The organism is Parasynechococcus sp. (assembly GCF_045559935.1).
Taxonomy (GTDB): Bacteria; Cyanobacteriota; Cyanobacteriia; order PCC-6307; family Cyanobiaceae; genus Parasynechococcus.
The window spans coordinates 375301-393141 of record NZ_JBJLJL010000010.1 but is presented as its reverse complement, the minus strand read 5'-3'; the positions used below and the strand labels follow the sequence as shown (position 1 = coordinate 393141).

Annotated in this window: 16 protein-coding genes and 1 pseudogene; 11 read left to right on the top strand and 6 right to left on the bottom strand. The window is 65.3% G+C overall.

What is annotated here, in order from left to right; translation table 11 throughout:
- Window positions 1-139 precede the first annotated feature (139 nt).
- The 4 genes from ACJ0G7_RS12045 to ACJ0G7_RS12030 are packed head-to-tail and all read left to right on the top strand — an operon-like array spanning window position 140 to window position 5244.
- Window positions 140-2671, top strand: a complete 2532-nt coding sequence (locus tag ACJ0G7_RS12045; RefSeq protein WP_407396303.1) for an ATP-dependent Clp protease ATP-binding subunit — start codon at window positions 140-142, stop codon at window positions 2669-2671.
- Complete coding sequence (locus tag ACJ0G7_RS12040) at window positions 2671-3771, top strand: iron-containing alcohol dehydrogenase family protein (protein WP_043691511.1); 1101 nt, start codon at window positions 2671-2673, stop codon at window positions 3769-3771. Before ACJ0G7_RS12045 ends, ACJ0G7_RS12040 begins: the two co-directional genes overlap by 1 nt.
- Window positions 3768-4631 (top strand): alpha/beta fold hydrolase, encoded by an 864-nt coding sequence (locus tag ACJ0G7_RS12035; RefSeq protein ID WP_407396300.1) that lies wholly within the window; start codon window positions 3768-3770, stop codon window positions 4629-4631. Before ACJ0G7_RS12040 ends, ACJ0G7_RS12035 begins: the two co-directional genes overlap by 4 nt.
- On the top strand, window positions 4624-5244 hold the full coding sequence (locus tag ACJ0G7_RS12030; protein ID WP_043691504.1) for a DUF2993 domain-containing protein: 621 nt from the start codon (window positions 4624-4626) through the stop codon (window positions 5242-5244). Before ACJ0G7_RS12035 ends, ACJ0G7_RS12030 begins: the two co-directional genes overlap by 8 nt.
- 15 nt (window positions 5245-5259) lie before the next feature.
- Here ACJ0G7_RS12030 and ACJ0G7_RS12025 read toward each other — a convergent pair whose 3' ends face one another.
- The 3 genes and pseudogenes from ACJ0G7_RS12025 to ACJ0G7_RS12015 form a co-directional block, all read right to left on the bottom strand.
- Window positions 5260-6162, bottom strand: a complete 903-nt coding sequence (locus tag ACJ0G7_RS12025) for a phosphatidate cytidylyltransferase (RefSeq protein ID WP_052378148.1) — start codon at window positions 6160-6162, stop codon at window positions 5260-5262.
- Window positions 6163-6215: 53 nt separating this feature from the next.
- A pseudogene (locus tag ACJ0G7_RS12020) lies at window positions 6216-6512 on the bottom strand (septal ring lytic transglycosylase RlpA family protein); the annotation flags it as partial.
- A 56-nt stretch (window positions 6513-6568) separates the two neighbouring features.
- Window positions 6569-7996 (bottom strand): lysine decarboxylase, encoded by a 1428-nt coding sequence (locus tag ACJ0G7_RS12015; RefSeq protein ID WP_407396298.1) that lies wholly within the window; start codon window positions 7994-7996, stop codon window positions 6569-6571.
- Between the two features lie 49 nt (window positions 7997-8045).
- Between ACJ0G7_RS12015 and ACJ0G7_RS12010 the strand changes: the two genes are divergently transcribed.
- From ACJ0G7_RS12010 to ACJ0G7_RS11985, 6 genes are all read left to right on the top strand, one after another.
- On the top strand, window positions 8046-9695 hold the full coding sequence (locus tag ACJ0G7_RS12010) for an AarF/ABC1/UbiB kinase family protein (RefSeq protein WP_043691501.1): 1650 nt from the start codon (window positions 8046-8048) through the stop codon (window positions 9693-9695).
- Between the two features lie 46 nt (window positions 9696-9741).
- Complete coding sequence (locus ACJ0G7_RS12005; protein WP_043696613.1) at window positions 9742-10161, top strand: hypothetical protein; 420 nt, start codon at window positions 9742-9744, stop codon at window positions 10159-10161.
- Window positions 10162-10231: 70 nt separating this feature from the next.
- Window positions 10232-10948: a response regulator transcription factor gene (locus ACJ0G7_RS12000; RefSeq protein WP_043691498.1), complete on the top strand. Its 717-nt coding sequence runs from the start codon at window positions 10232-10234 to the stop codon at window positions 10946-10948.
- A 6-nt stretch (window positions 10949-10954) separates the two neighbouring features.
- The gene (locus ACJ0G7_RS11995; protein WP_043691496.1) at window positions 10955-12097 is read left to right on the top strand and encodes a cell wall metabolism sensor histidine kinase WalK; all 1143 of its coding nucleotides are present in this window, start codon (window positions 10955-10957) and stop codon (window positions 12095-12097) included.
- A complete protein-coding gene (locus ACJ0G7_RS11990; RefSeq protein ID WP_407396296.1) occupies window positions 12094-12840 on the top strand; it encodes a pseudouridine synthase in 747 nt (248 codons plus the stop codon). The genes ACJ0G7_RS11995 and ACJ0G7_RS11990 overlap by 4 nt, the downstream gene beginning before the upstream one ends.
- A 2-nt stretch (window positions 12841-12842) precedes the next feature.
- Window positions 12843-13763: a helix-turn-helix domain-containing protein gene (locus tag ACJ0G7_RS11985; RefSeq protein ID WP_407396294.1), complete on the top strand. Its 921-nt coding sequence runs from the start codon at window positions 12843-12845 to the stop codon at window positions 13761-13763.
- On the opposite strand, the gene malQ is transcribed toward ACJ0G7_RS11985, so the two are convergent.
- Together malQ and ACJ0G7_RS11975 are read right to left on the bottom strand one after the other, a co-directional pair.
- The gene (malQ, locus tag ACJ0G7_RS11980) at window positions 13691-15247 is read right to left on the bottom strand and encodes a 4-alpha-glucanotransferase (protein WP_407396293.1); all 1557 of its coding nucleotides are present in this window, start codon (window positions 15245-15247) and stop codon (window positions 13691-13693) included. The genes ACJ0G7_RS11985 and malQ overlap by 73 nt on opposite strands.
- A gap of 32 nt (window positions 15248-15279) precedes the next feature.
- Window positions 15280-16308, bottom strand: a complete 1029-nt coding sequence (locus tag ACJ0G7_RS11975; protein ID WP_043696610.1) for an NAD(P)-dependent oxidoreductase — start codon at window positions 16306-16308, stop codon at window positions 15280-15282.
- A gap of 78 nt (window positions 16309-16386) precedes the next feature.
- On the opposite strand from ACJ0G7_RS11975, the gene ACJ0G7_RS11970 reads away from it, so the two are divergent.
- Window positions 16387-17346 carry an LCP family protein gene (locus ACJ0G7_RS11970; RefSeq protein ID WP_407396292.1) on the top strand — a complete coding sequence of 320 codons (960 nt, stop codon included), beginning with the start codon at window positions 16387-16389 and terminating at the stop codon, window positions 17344-17346.
- Here the strand turns inward: ACJ0G7_RS11970 and ACJ0G7_RS11965 are convergent.
- Window positions 17322-17783, bottom strand: a complete 462-nt coding sequence (locus ACJ0G7_RS11965) for a hypothetical protein (protein WP_407396291.1) — start codon at window positions 17781-17783, stop codon at window positions 17322-17324. The two genes, ACJ0G7_RS11970 and ACJ0G7_RS11965, sit on opposite strands and share 25 nt — an antisense overlap.
- Window positions 17784-17841 lie beyond the last annotated feature (58 nt).

The window sequence follows — 17841 nt, the reverse complement described above, 5'->3', positions numbered from 1 at the left end:
CGCACATCTTGGTGGGTTCATTATTAATTTCTGGCTGTACAAGCCCAGTCAGAGACTGGTGAGTCACTGAATCAAACAATCACTCGCAGAGGTCCCTCAACCCTGATAGCTTGGGAAGACTTACGCATCGGCCTCGACGATGTTCGAACGATTTACTGAGAAGGCCATCAAGGTGATCATGCTGGCCCAGGAGGAGGCCCGTCGCCTGGGTCACAACTTCGTGGGAACCGAGCAGATCCTTCTGGGACTGATCGGTGAAGGCACCGGAGTCGCAGCCAAGGTTCTCAAGTCGATGGGCGTGAACCTCAAGGATGCCCGCGTCGAGGTGGAGAAGATCATCGGACGGGGTTCGGGCTTCGTCGCCGTTGAGATCCCGTTCACGCCCCGTGCGAAGCGGGTGCTGGAGCTCTCCCTGGAGGAGGCCCGTCAGCTGGGCCACAACTACATCGGCACGGAACATCTGCTGCTCGGACTCATTCGTGAAGGCGAGGGCGTCGCTGCACGGGTGCTGGAAAACCTCGGTGTCGATCTGGCCAAGGTCCGCACGCAGGTCATCCGCATGCTGGGTGAGACGGCAGAGGTCTCTGCCGGTGGCGGTGGCGGCGGCGCCAAGGGTTCCACCAAGACGCCGACCCTGGATGAATTCGGCAGCAATCTCACCCAGCTCGCAGGGGAGGCCAAGCTGGATCCTGTGGTCGGCCGCCATAACGAGATCGACCGTGTGATTCAGATCCTCGGTCGCCGCACCAAGAACAATCCGGTGTTGATCGGTGAGCCCGGCGTGGGCAAGACCGCCATCGCCGAGGGGCTCGCCCAGCGGATCCAGCAGGGTGAGATCCCTGACATCCTCGAAGACAAGCGCGTTCTCACCCTCGATATCGGCCTGCTGGTGGCAGGGACCAAGTACCGGGGTGAGTTCGAGGAACGCCTCAAGAAGATCATGGAAGAGATCAAGTCCGCCGGGAACGTGATCCTGGTGATCGATGAGGTGCACACCCTGATCGGGGCTGGAGCCGCCGAGGGAGCCATCGACGCCGCCAACATCCTCAAGCCGGCTCTGGCCCGCGGAGAGCTCCAGTGCATCGGCGCCACCACCCTTGACGAGTACCGAAAGCACATCGAACGGGATGCAGCTCTCGAGCGTCGCTTCCAGCCGGTCACGGTGGGAGAGCCCTCCATCGTCGACACGATCGAGATCCTTCGGGGGCTGCGTGAGCGCTACGAGCAGCATCACCGCCTCAAGATCACCGATGACGCCCTCGTCGCCGCCGCCACACTCGGCGACCGCTACATCTCCGATCGTTTTCTTCCGGACAAGGCCATCGATCTGATCGACGAAGCTGGATCACGGGTGCGACTGCTCAATTCGAAGCTTCCGCCTGAAGCGAAGGAAGTCGACAAGGAACTGCGTTCCGTCCAGAAACAGAAGGAGGAAGCCGTTCGCGATCAGGACTTCACCAAGGCCGGAGAGCTGCGCGAAAAGGAAGTGGAACTGCGCGAACAGATCCGCACCCTGCTTCAGAACAACCGTGTCGAAGCCAGCCCTGATTCGGAGGCCTCCTCTGAAAGTCAGGTTCCTGAGGCTTCCGAGTCGTCCCCCATGGTCAATGAGGAGGACATCGCCCACATCGTTGCTTCCTGGACCGGTGTTCCCGTTCAGAAGCTCACCGAGAGCGAGTCCGTGAAACTGCTGAACATGGAGGAGACCCTCCACCAGCGCCTCATCGGCCAGGACGAAGCGGTCAAGGCTGTCTCCAAGGCGATCCGCAGAGCCCGCGTCGGCCTCAAGAATCCCAACCGACCGATTGCCAGCTTCATCTTCTCCGGCCCCACCGGGGTCGGAAAGACGGAACTGACCAAGGCTCTGGCCACCTATTTCTTCGGCAGCGAAGAGGCGATGATCCGCCTCGACATGTCCGAGTTCATGGAGCGCCACACGGTCAGCAAGCTGATCGGCTCCCCTCCTGGCTATGTGGGATTCAACGAGGGCGGACAGCTCACCGAAGCCGTGCGTCGCCGTCCGTACACCGTCGTTCTCTTTGACGAGATCGAGAAGGCTCACCCGGATGTGTTCAACCTGCTGCTTCAGCTGCTTGAGGATGGCCGGCTGACCGATTCCAAAGGTCGCACCGTCGATTTCAAGAACACGCTGATCATCATGACCTCGAACATCGGTTCGAAGGTGATTGAGAAAGGTGGCGGTGGCCTCGGTTTCGAGTTCTCCGGCGAGAGCGCCGAGGAGTCTCAGTACACCCGGATCCGCTCCCTGGTGAACGAGGAGCTCAAGCAGTACTTCCGCCCCGAATTCCTCAACCGTCTCGACGAGATCATCGTCTTCCGTCAGCTCAGCCGCGACGAGGTCAAGGAGATCGCAGAGATCATGCTCAAGGAGGTGTTCGGTCGCATGGGCGAGAAGGGCATCACGCTCACCGTCTCCAATGCCTTCAAGGAGCGTCTTGTGGAAGAGGGGTACAACCCGGCCTACGGCGCCCGGCCCCTGCGTCGCGCTGTGATGCGTCTGCTCGAGGATTCCCTCGCCGAAGAGGTGCTCTCCGGACGGATCAAGGACGGCGATCACGCTGAGGTGGATGTGGATGAGAACAAGAAGGTGGTGGTGCGTCACATGGGACGTGCCGAAGCGACACCTCAGCTCGCCGGCGCCGGCGTCTGATGGTCGGTTCCATCTCAACCCACGCCATCGCCCCAGCTGCGGTGCTGCGGGGGGATGGTGCCTGGTCGGATGCTCTGCCTCGCATAGCCGCTCTGAGCTCGGCTCCCCTGCTGCTCGGACGCAGCGGGGCAACCGCCCGGCTCAGAGAATGTCTCGAACGGGATCTTGAGGCTGCCGGCCTGCCGACCCGTTCCGTTGAACTGGACTTCGATTGCTGTGAAGTCGACCTGCAGCGGCTTGCGGTTGAATCCGCCGGTTGTGATGCCGTCATCGCCGCGGGAGGCGGCAAGGTGCTGGATGCCGGCAAGCTGCTGGCTTCCCGGCTCGGCCTTGCCTGCATCACCGTCCCTCTGAGTGCTGCCACCTGTGCCGGCTGGACCGCTCTGGCCAACCTCTATTCACCGGAGGGTGCCTTTCAGGGCGATGTGGCTCTGGAGCGCTGTCCGGATCTTCTTGTGTTCGATCACGACCTGGTGCGTCAGGCTCCCCCCCGCACCCTGGCCAGCGGGATCGCCGATGCGCTGGCGAAGTGGTACGAAGCCTCTGTCAGCAGTGGTGACAGCAGCGACGGGCTCGTGCAGCAGGCCGTTCAGATGGCGAGAGTGCTCAGAGATCAGCTGATGATCGATGGCGCGAAGGCCTTGCAGGACCCGACCGGTTCAGCATGGGTGAGAACGGCAGAAGCCTGTGCTCTCACGGCCGGCGTGATCGGTGGACTGGGGGGTGCCCGCTGCCGGACCGTCGCCGCCCACGCTGTTCACAACGGCCTCACCCTGCTGCCCGATTGCCACGGAGTGCTCCACGGCGAGAAAGTGGGTTTCGGCATCCTTGTTCAACTTCGTCTTGAGGAGCGGCTGGGCGGGAATCGGCTCGCTGGCCAGGCCCACCGTCAGCTGCTCCCGCTGCTGCGGGAGCTGGGTCTTCCTGTCACTCTCGATGACCTCGGACTCGCGGGTGCCAGCCTCAGTGACCTTCAGCGGGTGTGTCAGTTCGCCTGCCGCGAGGGATCAGACCTGCACCATCTCCCCTTCACTGTGAGCCCTGGCGCCCTGCTGGAAGCACTGGTGGGTGCGGCCGAACCCAGCCTTCTTTCCTCTTGAACCAGCTGCTGGACCAGCTCCGACCGACTCTGCTCGATCCGTGCGCACGCGATCTGGCGGGAACCGTTCAGTGGTGGCTTCTGCCTGGCCTCGAAAGTGATCAACCCTTCCCGGTGGCGGTGCTCGGAGAGGGGCCACCCCTGCTGCTGCTGCATGGTTTCGACAGCAGTTTCCTGGAATTCCGTCGCCTGGCACCGCAGCTGAGTGATCGGTTTCAGCTGTTCATCCCCGATCTGTTCGGCTTCGGTTTCTCCCCCCGGCCTTCCGGGGCCAGCTATGGCCCGGAGCCGGTGCTGCGTCATCTTGATGCGCTGCTGGAACGTCTGCCGCCATCGTCCGTGGGGCTGATCGGAGCATCGATGGGTGGAGCTGTCGCCGTCGAGCTGGCCCGACGCCACCCGGAGCGAATCCGTCAGCTGCTGCTGCTGGCTCCCGCCGGTCTCAGCGGCCGGCCCATGCCGCTTCCCCCCGTGCTGGATCGGCTCGGAGTCTGGTTTCTCTCCCGTCCCGGCGTGCGCCGGGGTCTCTGCTCTCAGGCCTTTGCTGATCCAGCGGCTTCGGTCGGCGCACCGGAGGAACAGATCGCTTCACTGCATCTGCAGGTCCCGGGCTGGGCGGATGCGCTGGCGGCCTTCGCGCGCAGCGGTGGGTTCGCCGGTTGCGGCGAACCCCTGCCGGATCAACCGCTGCATGTGATCTGGGGAGCGCAGGATCGTATCCTTCGCCCGCGTCTGAAACAGGCGGTGCTCGATCTGCTCAAGCGTCCGGTGGAGACCTTCGAGTCCTGCGGCCACCTGCCCCATCTCGATCAGCCTGAACGGGTGGCCGAGCGTTGCCGGGAGTATCTGGCCGGTGTCTGATCCGCTTCTCAGTCTCATCTCCACCGGTCTGAAGCTCTGGGTCCGCAGCCGCTGCGACAGCGTCGGATCGCTTGAACTTTCGCTGCAGGGATCCAGTCTCGGGTTGCTGCGAGGTCATCTGCAGGGGGCGCGGCTGGAGGCCAGGGAGGTGCGTTTTCAGGGCCTGCCTCTGCAGCATGCGGTTCTGAGCAGCGGTCCGATACAGGTGGATCTGCAGCTGCTTCAGCCCGGTCGGATGCTGGCTCTGCAACATCCCTTCAGGCTTGAGGGGGATGTGACGATCACCGGCCGCGACCTGAATGACGCGCTTCTCGATGAGCCCTGGCGCTGGCTTGGAGACTGGTTGTCGGAGCAGCTGATGGGATTGACGCCGCTGGGCGGCCTGTGGATCGACAACGACGTGCTCGAGCTGCAGTCCCCCGTGGCGGCCCAGAAGGACCCGGCACGCCGCCGCTTCCGTCTCAAGGCCGCCCAGAACACCGTGATGATCCAGCCGCTCACGGAAGAGCAAGGTGCAACCCTGCTGCCGATGGACCCTGAGATCCACATCCTGGAAGCGTCCCTGCAGGGTGGTCAGCTCACCCTCCAGGGCGAGGCGCGCGTGAACCCCTGAGGAGATTTCGTGCGCTCAGGTGAGCAACTGGTCGCTCAGCGTCACCAGGTAGTAGATCACCGCGGGGGTGAACAGATAGCTGTCGATCCGATCGAGGATGCCCCCGTGACCCGGGAGCACATCCCCGGAGTCCTTCAGGCCGGCATCCCGCTTCATCATTGATTCGGTCAGATCACCCACCAGGGCGATCAGTGCCACCAGGGCTCCCAGCAGCAGTCCGGGCAGCCCCTGCCATGGCCACCCCATCACCCGTGCGCAGATCAGGCCGATGACCATGGCGCAGACGAATCCACCGATGGCTCCCTCCACCGTTTTGGCCGGTGAGATGGGCGACAGAGGGCGTCGACCGAAGCGCTTGCCGAAAGCCCACGATCCGATGTCGCTCCCGACGATCATCAGGCAGGCCGAAAAGGTGATCGCCAGGCCGCTGCTGCAGAGGTCCGCCGTGGCCGGTGCCAGCCCTGGGGCGGAGAGATTGCGCAGTGCCAGCCAGTGGCTGGGCAGAAAGCCGAGATAGAAGAGTCCGAAGATCGAAGCGGCGATGTCAGCGATCGAACCGGTCACCGGCTGAAGCAGCAGCCATCCGCAGATCGCCGCTCCCGCCAGTGGCAGCACAGCGGCCGCCAGCGCTTCCGGCATGCCGCCCTGCACCGCCCACTGGCTGCTGAACAGCAGCAGCTGGCAGGCCACCAGCGTGGTCTTGGTGGCGGGACGGATGCCCTTGAACTGGGCCATCCGGAAGAACTCCAGCAGCGCCAGATGCACGATCACGCCCACTGCTGCGGTGAACCACCATCCCCCCAGCACCACCACCAGGGCACCGAAACAGCCCACGGCGGTGCCGCTCAGCACGCGTTGACGCAGCGCACCGCGTTTCAGCTGTATCGAGGTCGTGGCTGGGATGGCCTCGCTGATCACGGACTTCCGGCGACAGGTCGTTCAGCGACCGAAAATTCAGCGTAACAATCGCCTCAGGGCAGCACCTCAAGCCGCACCGGCACCTCACCGTCCGAGATCATCTTCAGTTCGGTCGCAGCACCCTGGGCAAGGTCGATCACACGGTGCTGCCGATGCGGCCCCCGGTCGTTGATGCGCACCACGACGGTCTTCCCATTCGTGAGATTGGTCACCCGCACCCGCGTGCCGAACGGAAGGGTCCGGTGGGCCGCGGTCATGGTTCCCTGGCGAAAGGTCTCACCACTGGCGGTGCGTCTCCCGTAGAAACCCGGGCCGTACCAGCTGGCGGCTCCATCGACCACGCGCAGCAGTCTCGATTCCGCCAGGACGGGGGCTGTCAACAGCAGGGGCAGCAGCAGCAGGCGGATCATCCTCGTGACGAGGGCGTCTGCGTCATTGAACCGCTGTTGTCGGTGATGCGCACGCTCGCCGGCAGCTGTTCGCCCCAGAGCCTGCGCTGGCGCAGCAGCCACTGGATGCGGTCGCGATCCAATCGTTCTCCGGGGATCAGCAGCGGGATTCCGGGTGGGTAAGGGCAGAGCAGTTCCGCGGCGATGCCTCCCTCCGCCTCCGCGAGGGGGACGCAGCGGCTCGCAGCACGCCAGGCCTGACCGATGGGCAGCAGCGGTGATGCCACCAGGGGGAGTGGAGGCGGCTCGAAAGCAGGCTGGGGCACGCGCCCGGGGTGTGCCTGAATCAGACGTCGCCAGCTGCGGTGCAGGGCAGCGGCCAGGCCTCGGTGCCGCGCCAGGCCAAGGCAGAAGGTGAGGGTGGCTGGCTCGGGCAGTTCTGCCACCAGCCCCCTGGGCAGCAGCCAGGCATCCGCTTCCACCCCGCTGATGCCGGCGCTGCCGCTGTGCAGGACCAGCCGAAGCGGATCCTGGGTGTCCAGCAGCGGCAGCCCCTGTCGGCACAGCTGTTGCTTCAGTCCCCGGGCTTCGTTCAGCCGGTCCTGGAGCCGTCGGCGTCCCTGTGGAGTTCTCCATTCGGCCAGTGCCGTCTCGCAGGAGGCCAGCAGCAGGGCGCTGGGGCTGCTGGTCTGCAACCAGCCGAGGCTGCGTTCCAGAGCAGCCGGATCAACCCGTTCCCCCTGCAGCCAGAGAACCCCCGTCTGAGCCAGACCCGCGGCGGATTTCTGCAGGGAATGCACCACCAGATCAGCTCCAGCGGTCACCGCGGAGCTGGGCAGCAGCGGATCGACTGCCGCCGCGAAGTGGCTGCCATGGGCTTCATCCACCAGCACCGGCCAGCCTCTGCCCTGCAGCAACCGGATCAGTGGTTCCGGATCTCTTGCGTAGCCCTGGTAGGTCGGATGCACCAGCACGGCGGCGGCCACCGGGGTGTCCAGATCCCTGAGAACCCTTTGCAGCCATGAGGCATCCATCGGTGCCGGCTGCCCTCGGTCGGTGTGGAACGGGATGTCGTAGAGCACGGGGGTGAGATCCCCCAGCAGGCAGGCCTGGATCAGGCTGCGGTGGACATTGCGCGGCAGCAGCACCGCTTCCCCCGGGCGTCCGATGGCCAGCAGTGCGGCCTGCAGCAGACCGGTGGCCCCGTTCACTCCGAACCAGCAACGCTTCACGCCCATGGCCGCCGCCGCGTCGGCCTGACTGTCCGCGACGGCCCCCTCCGGCTCCAGCGGCCCCCCAACCGTTGGCAGTTCAGGCAGATCCCAGATCCCGGCCCTGCTGCGCAGCAGTTCTCGCAGTGCCTCTGGAAGTGCTGCTCCGCGGCCGTGGGCGGGCAGGAACAGGTTGCGGCCCCGTCCCCGTCGTAGCAGCGAGACCAGAGTCATCGAATCCGGCTTTTCTTCTTAAAGTCTGGTGCTGTGAAGGCGGGTTCCGATGCGATACGACCCCGGACGGGATCTGGTCTGGTTGCTGCTGAGGCCATGGGTGGCCATCCCGCGCCTGCTGCAGCTGGTCTGGTCCTTCACAGGACTGGTGATCGTGGTTCTGATTCAGGGAGGCAGCTCTGATCCGGCGGTTCAGCAGCGACTGGCCCGCAGGATCCTCAACACGCTCACAGGCCTCGGCCCCTGCTTCATCAAGGTGGGTCAGGCTCTGTCCACCCGCCCTGATCTGGTGCGGCGGGACTGGCTCGAGGAGCTGACCCGCCTGCAGGACGACCTGCCCGCCTTTCCCCACGCCATCGCGCTGAAGCGCATCGAGCAGGAACTCGGTGCTCCGGCTCACGAGCTGTTCGAGGAGTTTCCCGACCACCCCGTTGCCGCTGCCAGCCTGGGCCAGGTCTACAAAGCCCGGCTGCAGGGCAAGGCCTGGGTGGCGGTGAAGGTGCAACGCCCCAACCTCACCTTCATCCTGAGGCGGGATCTTGTGCTCATCCGTGCTCTCGGGATCACCGCTGCACCGCTGCTTCCCCTCAATCTCGGCTTCGGGCTCGGCGACATCATCGACGAGTTCGGCCGCAGCCTGTTCGAGGAGATCGATTACGCCCAGGAGGCGGCCAACGCCGAGCGCTTCGCGGCTCTGTTCGCGGACAACGATGCGGTGTACGTGCCGCAGGTGGAGCGGATGCTCAGCTCCACCCGGGTGCTGACCACCACCTGGATCGATGGAGCCAAGATGCGCGACAGCGCCGAGCTCGAGGCGCTTCGACTCGATCCTTCAGCCCTGATCCGCACCGGCGTGATCAGCGGGCTGCAGCAGCTGCTCGAGTTCGGCTACTTCCATGCCGATCCACACCCCGGCAACCTCTTCGCTCTGCCCGGGCGCAGCGGTGATCTCGGGCATGTGGGTTACGTGGACTTCGGGATGATGGATTCGATCAGCGATTCCGACCGCCTCACTCTCACGGGAGCTGTGGTGCACCTGATCAACCGCGATTTCGCATCCCTGGCCAGGGATTTCCAAAGCCTCGGTTTCCTCAGCCCCACGGCGGATCTCACCCCGATCATTCCTGCCCTGGAGGAGGTTCTGGGAGGAAGTCTCGGAGATTCGGTGGGGTCGTTCAATTTCAAGGCGATCACAGACCGCTTCTCGGAGCTGATGTTCGACTACCCGTTCAGGGTCCCGGCCCGGTTCGCCCTGATCATCCGCGCCGTCGTCAGTCAGGAGGGCCTGGCGTTGCGCCTGGATCCCCAGTTCCGGATCATCGCTGTGGCCTACCCCTACGTGGCCCGCCGCCTGCTTGCGGGTGACACCACCGAGATGCGGGAGAAGTTGCTGGAGGTGATCTTTGATGAGAACGGTCGCCTGCGTCTTGATCGGCTCGAGAGTCTGCTGGCGGTGGTGGGTCAGGACGCCCCCGCCCCCGGACGGGAGCTTCTGCCAGTGGCCGGGGCGGGTCTGCGGCTCCTGCTGAGCCGTGACGGTGCCGATCTGCGCCGGCGTTTGCTGCTCACGCTGATCCGTGACGATCGTCTTCATACCGAGGATGTGCGAGCGCTCGCCGGACTGCTCGGTCGCACCTTCGGGCCCGCCCGTATCGCCGGCGGACTGCTGCAGCGTCTCAATCCCATGGCGGCGGCCTGACCCCACCTCGACATCGCTAAGGTCGCGGCTCCCGCCGATGACCTCGATGTATGAGGAGATGACTGCTGAGCAGTTCGAAATGCTGCTGCAGATGGCGGTTCCGCCTCAGCCGCCCTATCTGCTCGCGGGTGTCGGAATGGCGATGGGCATCCTCTGCGGCCTCACCTTCGGCCGTCAGATTCAGAACAAGCTCGACCGCTGGAAGCAGGACCGTCTTCCGTTGCTACCTCTCGGCAACGTCGAGACGACCCTCAGTTACACGGGCACGGTGATCGGGATCACGCTGTTCATCGGCTGCTGTCTTCAGATCTTCGGATTCGCGGCGGGCGCCTCTCTGCTGGTGGCTCTGGTTCTTTCCCTGCTCACCGGAGGAGCCCTCTGGGCTCAGCTGGAGCGATTGATGCAGCAGGTGGAGCAAGGCAATTTCAAGGCCGTGGACTTCGACAACTTCGACGAATTCTTCTGATCAAGGACAAGGGTTTTGTCGACTGATCCGCGATCTGAGGTCAGACTGATGTGGTCTTGATCACACCAGTGTGACAACCCTCCCTGCGGCAGTCGCCACCAGCCGTCTGCTGGTTGTCGAGGACGACGACAGCATTCGCGAGACGGTGGGAGAGGCTCTCCGGGCTGAGGGGTATGAGGTGACCACCTGTGCCGACGGTTCGGAGGCCCTCAGCCTGTTCACCGACGAGCCGTCCCAGCATGTGGATCTGCTCGTGCTCGATCTGATGCTTCCGGGGCTGGGGGGACTGGACCTCTGCCGGGAACTGCGCCGGTTCAACAACAACACGCCGATCCTGGTGATCAGTGCCCGGGACAGTGAAACCGATCGGGTGCTGGGTCTTGAAGTGGGGGCGGATGACTACCTGGTGAAACCCTTCGGCCTCCGCGAGCTGGTGGCCCGCTGCCGTGCCCTGCTCCGCCGGGCACGGCAAGCGCCGACCCTTCTGCCTGAGATCTACACCCACGCGAATCTGACGCTGTACATCAACGAGTGCCGCGTCACCCGGGACGGTCAGGACCTGAATCTTTCCCCGAAGGAATACAAGATTCTCGAGCTGTTCATCCAGCATCCCAAGCGCGTCTGGAGCAGGGACCAGCTTCTCGAGAAGATCTGGGGACTTGATTTCGTCGGAGATACCAAAACGGTGGATGTTCATATCCGCTGGCTGAGGGAGAAGATCGAGGAGGAACCCTCATCCCCGCAGCTGATTCGCACGGTGCGGGGTTTCGGATACCGCTTCGGCTGAAACTCCGTGCAGATTCCTGCCGTCCTCGCGTTCGTCGCCGGAGCGACACTGACCCTTGTTCTGCAGCGTCGGATCCGTTCCCGGTCGAGGAGGAGGAAGGACGAAGACTGTCCGGGATTTCCTCCCGGAGCCGTCAACACTCCCCAGCTGCTTGCCTGGATCGATGCCGCCACCCAGGGATGGCTGATCCTGGCGCCGGATCTGTCCATCGCTTACATCAACGCCCGCGCAGAACGGCTGCTGCATATCTCCCGCAACCTGCTCGTGCGCGGCATGCCGCTGGAGGAGGTGCTGTCGATTCCGCAACTCGAGGAAGCGATCATCAGCACGCGTCATCAGCAGCGTCCCCAGCGCTCGGAATGGGAGCAGCTGGGAGAACCGCTCGAGGCGTTCGTTCTGCCGGGGTCGGATGAATGGCTGCTGGTGCTGATCCAGAGCCGACAGTCGCTTGAGGCGCAGCAACAGCAGCAGGAGCGATGGGTGAGCGATGTGGCCCATGAACTGAAGACACCGCTGACCGCTCTGATGCTGGTGAGCGATCGTCTGGAAATGGCGGTGGAGGGCAAGGACACCGTCCTGGTCCAGCGTCTTCAACGGGAGCTGCGCCGCCTGCAGTTGATGGTGGAGGATCTGCTGGAGCTATCCAGGCTCGAGAACAGCCTTCCGCAGGAGAGCGGCAGCTACACCGCGATCAGCCTCGAGGATCTGGTGGACAGTGCCTGGAGCAGCATCCGCCCCCTCGCTGAGGAGCGCGAGGTGCAGCTCGATCTCGATCGTTCGGAACCCGGTCCGATGATGGGCGATCAGCGGCGGCTGCACAGGGCTGTGCTCAATCTGCTGGACAATGCCCTGCGCTACTCCCCCGAAGGCTCCACGGTGGAGGTGACGGTGATGCCCAGCGGCGGCTGGTGGCTGCTCAGCATCCGTGACCACGGACCGGGACTGAGCGAATCCGATCTGGGGAACATGTTCCAGCGCTTTTACCGCGGCGATCCCTCCCGCGCTCGTTCAGCCCGCAGCGGCAGTGGGCTGGGTCTGGCGATCGTGCAGCAGATCGCCGTCAACCATGGCGGCCGTGTCGAGGCGCGCAACCATCCCAACGGCGGCACCTGCATGGAATTGCTGCTGCCCAAAAGCTTTCTGACGTGACCCGGCAGCGTCTGCAGAAGCTGATCGCGGCTGCCGGCCTCTGCTCCCGTCGTCGGGCCGAGGACTGGCTGCTGCAGGGACGCGTCACCGTTGATGACCGGGTGGCTGCACTGGGCGATCAAGCGGATCCGGCTCAGCAGATGATCCGGGTCGACGGTCGTCCTCTGGCCGCAAGGCAGGAGGCACGCGTGCTGCTGCTGAACAAGCCGATCGGTGTGATCTGCAGCTGCCGCGACCCCCAGGGGCGCCGCACCGTTCTTGATCTGCTGCCACCTGGGATGCGGCGTGGACTGCACCCCGTGGGCCGCCTGGATGCCGACAGCCGCGGGGCACTGCTGCTGACCGACCAGGGAGAGCTGACCTTGAAACTCACCCATCCCCGTTACGACCACCGCAAGACCTATCGCGTCTGGGTGCAAGGGCAACCCGATGCCGGAGCCCTTGACCGCTGGCGGCAGGGCTTGATCCTCGATGGCCGCATCACCCGTCCCGCCCACGTGCGTTCGCTGCGATGTCGAGCCGGCAACGCTCTGCTGGAGGTGGAACTGCAGGAGGGCCGCAACCGCCAGATCAGGAGGATCGCCGACGGTTTAGGCCATCCGGTGCTCGACCTGCAGCGGGTTGCCATCGCCGGATTGGCTCTCGGAGATCTGAAGGAAGGCGGCTGGCGGCTGCTTCAGAGGGGAGAATGGACACCGTTGCTTGACGGGGACGCGCCCCCGCGTTCCGGCCCATGCGCCTGAAGTTGCCCCGTCCCTGGTGGCGTCGGTCCAGGCGATCGGGCGCCGCGGAGGGAGAGTCGATCGCCGGATCACCGGAGAGCCTGCAGGAGATCGGGGCGTTGGTGCGTCGCCGCCGTGAGGATCTCGGACTCAGCCTGCGCGACCTCGCGATCGAGACCCGGATCACCACGTCGGTGATCGAGGCCCTGGAGCGTGGCTGGAGGGATCGCTTGCCGGAACGCACCTATCTCGCCTCGATGCTGCCGCAGCTGGAAGAGCGCCTGGAGCTGCCGACCGGCAGCCTTGATCCAGCACTGCCTCCACGGGCGCCAGCCCTGCGGTTGGATGCGAGCGGCCGCGGGCTGCGGCGGTTCACTCCAGGCACGATCGACGTCCTCACCACCTGGCAGGGATCGGTTGTCTATGCCCTGGCCATCGGTCTGAGTCTGATGGCCCTCAACCGACAGCAGCAGGATCTTGCCCTGCGCAACAGTCAGACGCTGGAACCTGTGCAGGCCGACCTGCGTGGCCTCAACCGCCTGGAGACCGCGTCGTCCCCCACGGATCCAGTCGTGCGGGCGCTGCGGCCGCTCGAGCAGGCAACTCAGCGTCGGCCCGAAGAGTGGTTGAACGCCGGCGGCGGCCTTCGCCCCTCCGGCATCGGTGTGCTGCAGCTGCGCCTGAAGCAAAACCGCCGGCTGCGACTGTTCAGCGGAGGCGGGGACCGGTTGCAGATGGACGTGAAAGCAGGAGCGATGACCCTGCAGCTGCAGGCTCCCCTCGAGCTGGTGATCACTCCACCTCCGAGCGATGACGACCGTGTGCTCTGGGATGGCAAGCCCTTGCTGGCTGTGCCGAACAGGCAGGGGGTCTACCGGGTGGATTCGAGCAAGCCGGAAGCGCCGGCGAGGGAGCGGCCCCAGACAGCTCCGCGCTCGCCGTAACCCCTCAGGGCGCCGTCGAGGGCGGCATCGAAGCTGGCAAGACGCCAGCTCCAATTGCCCTCGCAGGTGCCTGGTGTGTTGAAGCGAGCCCTGTCATCCAGGTGCAGCAGATCCTGAAGGGGCGCCATCACCAGAGCCGCCGTGGTGGAGAAGGCCATGTCGAAGAGATGCCAGGCCGGTGCCTGCAACTCGCCGTTCACCCTGCGGGCCACACGGTTGCGGCTGTCCTCATCAAGCCGCTGCCACCATCCCAGGGTGGTGGGGTTGTCGTGAGTTCCGGTGTACACGACCCAGCGGTTCCCCTCGATGTTTTCGGGCAGATAGGGATTGTGCGTTTCACCGTCGAAGGCGAACTGCAGCACCTTCATTCCCGGCAGCTGAAAGCCGTCCCGCAGGGCCTCCACATCCGGGGTGATCACCCCCAGATCCTCGGCGATCAGGGGCAGGGCGCCCCCGCCGTCCGCCTGCAGCCGTCCCAGCAGTGCCCGACCCGGGGACGGTTGCCAGCAGCCGTTCTGTGCGGTGGTGTCCTGTCCCGGCACCGCCCAGTAGGCCGCCAGTGCCCGGAAGTGATCGAGCCGCAGCAGGTCGGCGAGCTGACGCTGGCGGGCGATGCGCCGACGCCACCAGCGGAAGCGGCTCAGGCGATGACGGTTCCAGCGATACACGGGAGATCCCCACAGCTGGCCGGTCTCCGAGAAGTAGTCGGGAGGCACTCCGCTCTGGGTGGTCAGTTCGCCGTTCTCCTTCACGGTGAAGAGCGGGCGATGGCTCCAGACATCGGCGCTGTCTGAGCTGACATAGAAGGGGATATCGCCGAACAGCAGCACCCCCCGCTGTCTGGACAAGTCACGGATCTCCTGCCACTGACGGTCGAGATGCCATTGCATCAGCCGTTCCTTGAGCAGCTCATCCCCATGGTCTGCCGCCCAGGTGCGCAGCGCCCTCGCGTCATGACGGGCCAGCGCATCCGGCCAGGACCACCAGGGGCCCTGCTGCTGCTGGTGGAGCACGGTGAACAGGACATGGTCCTCGAGCCAGCTCTGGTCACCGCACCATGCGGAGAACTGACGCTGTCGCTCGGCGTCCTGCTGCGACCAGTGCTGCAACAGGGCGTCGCCAAGGGCGTCACTGCGCCGGTCCGCCAGCTGGAAATCCAGTGGGCCCACCCCGTCACACGGACTGTCTGCGCCTGGCAGGGACGCTTCGGCGTCCTGGGTGATGAAGCCCTCACGGCAGAGATCCGCCGCATCCAGGAACCAGGCGTTGAGGGCGAAGCAGGAGGGGGAGCTGTAGGGGGATCCGGTCGGATCCGGAGGCGCAAGAGGCAGCATCTGCCAGACACCGATGCCGTTGTCGGCGAGCTGCCCCACCCAGCGACGGGACGGCTCTCCGAAGCTTCCGCAGACAGGACTTCCAGGCAGGGCTGTGGGATGCAGCAGCACTCCGGTGGTACGCGCCCGCGACGGGGTGGCCTGATTCATCGGAGCCTCTTCACAGCACAAGGATGGCCTGATCAGAACAGCGCCGCATCCCCGAGGTCCTGACCCGCCATTCCCTCGCGCACCACCCGCTCGAAGAACTGCTCGAGAGTGTCCTCTCCGTAGGACGGAGTGGCCTCCGCGTCGTATCGCTGGGTTTCCTCGTCCCACACGAGCATCGATTCACTGGCGTAGTAGCGCCCGATCCGGCCGAATTCCGCGGTGTCCTGCAGGCTTGGAACCAGCCTGGCGAGACCCTGGAGAACGGCGATCGGCGCGTCCATCAGGGCGATCGGCAAGGACAGCATCCGGGGTGTGCGGCCGAGGGCCCGGAAGAGCATCTCGCCCTGCTCCCGTGCACTGAGAGCCGGTCCGGGGCCTCCGATGGGCAGCACCTGGTTGATGCGGTCCTGATCGTGAACGCAGTCGGCCATGAAGCGGGCCAGGTCGGCTTCGCTGATCGGCTTGCAGCTGGCCAGCTCCCCGCCGCCGAACATCACGTACGGCCCGCCGCGGCGGCAGCTCTCGACCTGCCCCCCAAGGCTCTTGAAGAAGGCGGTGGGACGCACGATGGAATGGGTCATCTCCTCGTCGGCGCGGAGCACGGCTTCGAAGGCGAGCTTCGCTTTCTGAAACTCCAGCAGAGGTTTCTGCACGCAGATCGCCGACAGCAGCACGTAGTGAGCGACTCCGGCGCGGCGACCTTCCCGGTAGGTGTTCAGGGTCGCCTGATGGTCGATGGCCCAGGAATCCTGGCGGCCACCGCTGCGGGAGGCGAGGCAGGACACCACCACATCGGCGGGCTGATCAAAAGCCTGGGTCTTCAGCGAGGCGGGATCGAGCACATCGCCGAAGCGCACTTCGGCTCCAGGACAGTCAGCGATCACCTGATCGCGCGTCTGGCGGCCTCCGATGCCGCTGCGTTCGCGCGCGAACGCCACGACGTCATAGCCCCGTCGGACCAGCTCCCGAACCACGAAACGACCGATGTATCCGGTGGCTCCGAACACCACCACCCGAACCTGCTCCGGAGGGCGGTTTCGGAAGTCGTGGCGCAGAGACATGACGAACTGGTGGGCGGTCAACAACGCTAAGGATCGGACAATTGGGCGAAACTGATCTGCGACGCTGAGTTCCGAGAGATGGAGCCGTCCGCGCAGGACACCCCGACGAACTGGCTGGGCCGCCGTCCGCTACGAGCGATCCTTCGCATCCTGGTCACCCTGGCGGGCGTCGGGGCCACCGGCTGGGCCCTGAGCACCGTCTGGCCGGAACAGGATCGGGTGGCCAGGGGGGCTCCCCCATCCGTCGACAATCCGGCCAGCCTGGCCCCTTATCCCCTTGAGCCCGTCACCGTGCTGCTGGTGGGCGTTGATTCGGACACTCTGAGCGCTGCCAGCAACCAGGCGGCTCCGCAGGGGCCTGCCAATGCCGATGCCCTGCTTCTGCTGAGGATCTCCTCCGCTGAGCCGCTGCAGCTCCTGCAGGTCCCCGTTGAGCTGGCGGTGCAGCTCCCCGGCAGCCAACAGCCGATGGCTCTCGGCGGCGTGTGGCAACAGGGCGGCGTCGCGCTCACCGTGGATGCTCTGCAGGAGATCATCGGCCTGCCTGTGGGCGTGCCGCAGCGCTACGTCGTGATGCCGAGAAACGGGCTGCGCACCGTGGTTGAGGCCCTCGGGGAGGTGGAGGTGACCCTCAATCAGACGTACCAACGCACGGACAAGGCTCAGGGCTACACCGTGAATCTGCAGGCGGGCCGGCAGAGCCTCAATGGAGCACAGGCGGAGCAGCTGGTGCGCTACCGCAAGGACAGTCAGGACCATCCCAACCGCCGCATCCGTCAGCAGATCCTGCTGCGGGCCATGATCTCCCAGGTGCAGTCCGCCAGTGGCATCGGCATCATCCGAGGCCTGCTCGAGGACATCGCCGGCCAGATGGACACGAACCTCAGCGAGGCGGAGATGCTCGGTCTGGCGGCTGCCCTGATCGCCAGTCCCTCGCCGGCGACGATCACCCAGCTGCCCCTGGCGACGCGTGCTGGCAAGCAGACCCTGCGTCAGCTCAAGCCAGGACTGTCTCAACCGCTCTGGCCATCCTCCTGATCACGGCTGGGGCGGATCCGCTCCGCGAGCAGGGCGAGTCCCTGCTCGCGTTCCGGGTGCCCTTCCGGCGCGATCCAGCTCACCCAGGGCAGTCCGTCCCGCTTCCGCTGAGTGGCATTCCAGCTCCCCTGCACCTGCACCAGGCCGATCAGGGAGACGCCCAGCTGCCGGCACAGTGCGGTGTAGGCCGCCGCTGCACCGGGGACACCGCCATCCGGGTCTGCCCCCACCAGGAGCAACACCGGCCGATGCCAGTCAGCAAGGGCTTCCAGCCAACTGCCCCCTTCAGGATGCAGCCGCCCTGGATCGCCGCTGATGCGGATCAGCTGCGCGCTGCTTTCCGCTCTGGAGAGAACCATCTGGGGCGGCTCACCGATGCCATGACAGAGCAGCGGCATGTCGCAGACACGGGCCAGCCCTTCGGAGGCTGCGCGCATGGTCAATTCCGGCAGGGGGCCGGCACTCACGAGTACCGGATGACCTGTGGACATGAAG

What these genes read in the sequence shown, in the direction of transcription:
- ACJ0G7_RS12005 (WP_043696613.1), top strand. Translation starts at nt 9,742, where the DNA reads ATGTATGAGGAGATGACTGCTGAGCAGTTCGAAATGCTGCTGCAGATG.
- malQ (WP_407396293.1), bottom strand. Translation starts at nt 15,247, where the DNA reads ATGAATCAGGCCACCCCGTCGCGGGCGCGTACCACCGGAGTGCTGCTG.
- ACJ0G7_RS12045 (WP_407396303.1), top strand. Translation starts at nt 140, where the DNA reads ATGTTCGAACGATTTACTGAGAAGGCCATCAAGGTGATCATGCTGGCC.
- ACJ0G7_RS12040 (WP_043691511.1), top strand. Translation starts at nt 2,671, where the DNA reads ATGGTCGGTTCCATCTCAACCCACGCCATCGCCCCAGCTGCGGTGCTG.
- ACJ0G7_RS11965 (WP_407396291.1), bottom strand. Translation starts at nt 17,783, where the DNA reads ATGCGCGCAGCCTCCGAAGGGCTGGCCCGTGTCTGCGACATGCCGCTG.
- ACJ0G7_RS11970 (WP_407396292.1), top strand. Translation starts at nt 16,387, where the DNA reads ATGGAGCCGTCCGCGCAGGACACCCCGACGAACTGGCTGGGCCGCCGT.
- ACJ0G7_RS12015 (WP_407396298.1), bottom strand. Translation starts at nt 7,996, where the DNA reads ATGACTCTGGTCTCGCTGCTACGACGGGGACGGGGCCGCAACCTGTTC.
- ACJ0G7_RS11975 (WP_043696610.1), bottom strand. Translation starts at nt 16,308, where the DNA reads ATGTCTCTGCGCCACGACTTCCGAAACCGCCCTCCGGAGCAGGTTCGG.
- ACJ0G7_RS12010 (WP_043691501.1), top strand. Translation starts at nt 8,046, where the DNA reads ATGCGATACGACCCCGGACGGGATCTGGTCTGGTTGCTGCTGAGGCCA.